The following is a 2,168-nucleotide window of genomic DNA, read 5'->3' on the forward strand; positions in this document are numbered from 1 at the left end:
TCCTGAAGATTCCCAATTTCCTACTTTAATTTCTGTGGATGGGGAAATTTACCAGAGTCAGCTGATCTTCCAGATTAATAAAATTTTTCCAGGACAGAACTATATCCCAGATTTAACTGAATCACCTCTGCTTGCTTACAGTCCGATGGTTTTTATGACCCAAGCTGATTTAGCCGGAGGTTTAGCAGCAGTGGACGATCTCTATGTTTCCTTGGTAGAGGCGAAAAATCACCAGGATCTAGACTCCAAAGCGGCTCCTTTACCAATAACTTACGTTCACACTGCTCCAACCCGTTCCAATTCTGGCTTGCAAACCCTAGTGGCTCAATTTGCTTCGGTTTCCGGTAAGCGTCCTCAAGAACTCACCATAGCCGATGTTAAAAAATACCAAGATCGGGTTCAGAAAATCCAAAACAAAATCACCCGTTACGGCAAATCCACCGGATCTTTAGCGAAATCGATGGTAAAAAACGGTCCGTTTTGGGCTTCTGTGGGCTCTGTCTATGAATCTTTAGTGATTTCTGCCAACAGCCAAGGTAATAATACGGTTAACTATCAAGCGGTTTATCCTTCCGCTACCTTCAGTTCCAACATCCGCGCCATCCTCCCCAATGCCCCATGGGTGAGTGAAAAAGAGAAAGCAGCAGGGGAAAAAGTTATTGAATTCCTACGGCAACCAGAAACCCAAAAAATTGCGGTAGACTTGGGCTTACGTCCGGGGATTCCAGGGGTGCCCCTTGGCAGTAAGTTTTCCCCTCAATTTGGGGTACAAGCTAATCCTCAATACGATTCCTACCGTCCTCCTAAACCGGAAGTGGTAGAAGCGATGTTGCAAAGTTGGCAAAGCTACGCCAAAAAACCTTCCCAAGTTGCTTTAGTCGTAGATGTTTCCGGTTCTATGAGAGGTGAGAAACTCTCGGGTGTGCAGAATACGTTACTGAACTACGTGCAGAATCTCGGTTCAAGGGAAAAGATAGCAATTATTCCTTTCAGTAATGAGATTAAGCAGCCATTTATGGTGGAAGGAACACCCCAAGGAAAAGCTGAGGGGATAAAATTTATCGGTAGTCTGAAAGCTGGGGGAGGAACTCGATTATATGATAGTGCTATTTTTGCTCGGAACTGGTTAAAACAAAATTTTAAAACAGACGCGATTAATGCGGTGTTGATTTTGACCGATGGTCAGGATTCTGGCTCAGAAATTACTCTCGATAACCTCTCAAAACAATTACAAAGCAGTAACTTTGAAGCGGAGGAAAGTATTGCTTTTTTTACCGTCGGTTACGGCAAACAAGGAGAATTTAGTCCTAAAGTCCTGCAAACAATTGCTGAACTAAATGGGGGCTATTATCGTCAGGGCAATCCCGAAACAATTTCTAATTTAATCGCAGATTTACAAGTTGAGTTTTAAGTACAGCAGTTTTCAATTGGGTGAGGTACAGATTCTTGGGTTTTAGGGAACAGGGAACAGGGAACAGGGAACAGGGAAAAAAATTTAGATGTACCTCATTAAAATAGTTAACCATATATAGTTAAAGTAAATTATCAGTCGCTGATTACCGATTACTAAACCCATGTTAACCTTTGCAAATCCTCTTCATTATCCCCTAGCGGTCTTAGCAGGAGGTGTAGTCCTGGCGATCGCAGTACGAGTTGCTCGACTTCCGAGCCCCATTGCTATTCCCCTAGCAGGAGTGGTCACGGTGGCTAGTGCCACTGTTCTTAAGCAAAAGGAAAGTCAACCACGCCCGACCCTACAAAACCCTGCTTTGGAAAGGGAATTACAACAGGTACGACAACAGGCTCAACTGATTGCTCAAAAAGCAGAAAGCCTGCGCTCAGAATCGGAAAAACTTGCCCTTGCTACCACCGAAATGGAGCTACTTTCTACTATTCAATTCGCATGCGATCGCGCTTTGGAATTACCCAGCAAAATTGACCAATTCTCCCAACGTCTCCATGGTACCGACTCCCTGCTTTCAGTAACCGATTTACAGCAGCAGTTGCAAGAGGTAGAAGCCAAACAAAATAATAGTTCTGGAGTCGCTAGGCAACAATTACAGCAATTAGCGACTAGCTTAAAGCACAATATTACCCTTGCCCGACAAGGGGAAGATGCCAGACAAGCCCAGGTGATTGCTCTAGCTACTTTGATTACTGATACTGCG

Annotated in this window: 2 protein-coding genes; both read left to right on the forward strand. The window is 44.0% G+C overall.

The window, feature by feature from the left end; all coding sequences use genetic code 11:
- On the forward strand, positions 1–1,411 hold a 1,411-nt coding region (locus tag F6K20_RS35355; RefSeq protein WP_287297935.1), incomplete at its 5' end, for a VWA domain-containing protein.
- Between the two features lie 163 nt (positions 1,412–1,574).
- Positions 1,575–2,168, forward strand: a 594-nt coding sequence (locus F6K20_RS35360) for a hypothetical protein (protein WP_287297937.1), incomplete at its 3' end; no start/stop codon positions are given.

Origin of the sequence: Moorena sp. SIO2C4, assembly GCF_010672485.1 — a bacterium.
Classification (GTDB): domain Bacteria; phylum Cyanobacteriota; class Cyanobacteriia; order Cyanobacteriales; family Coleofasciculaceae; genus Moorena; species Moorena producens.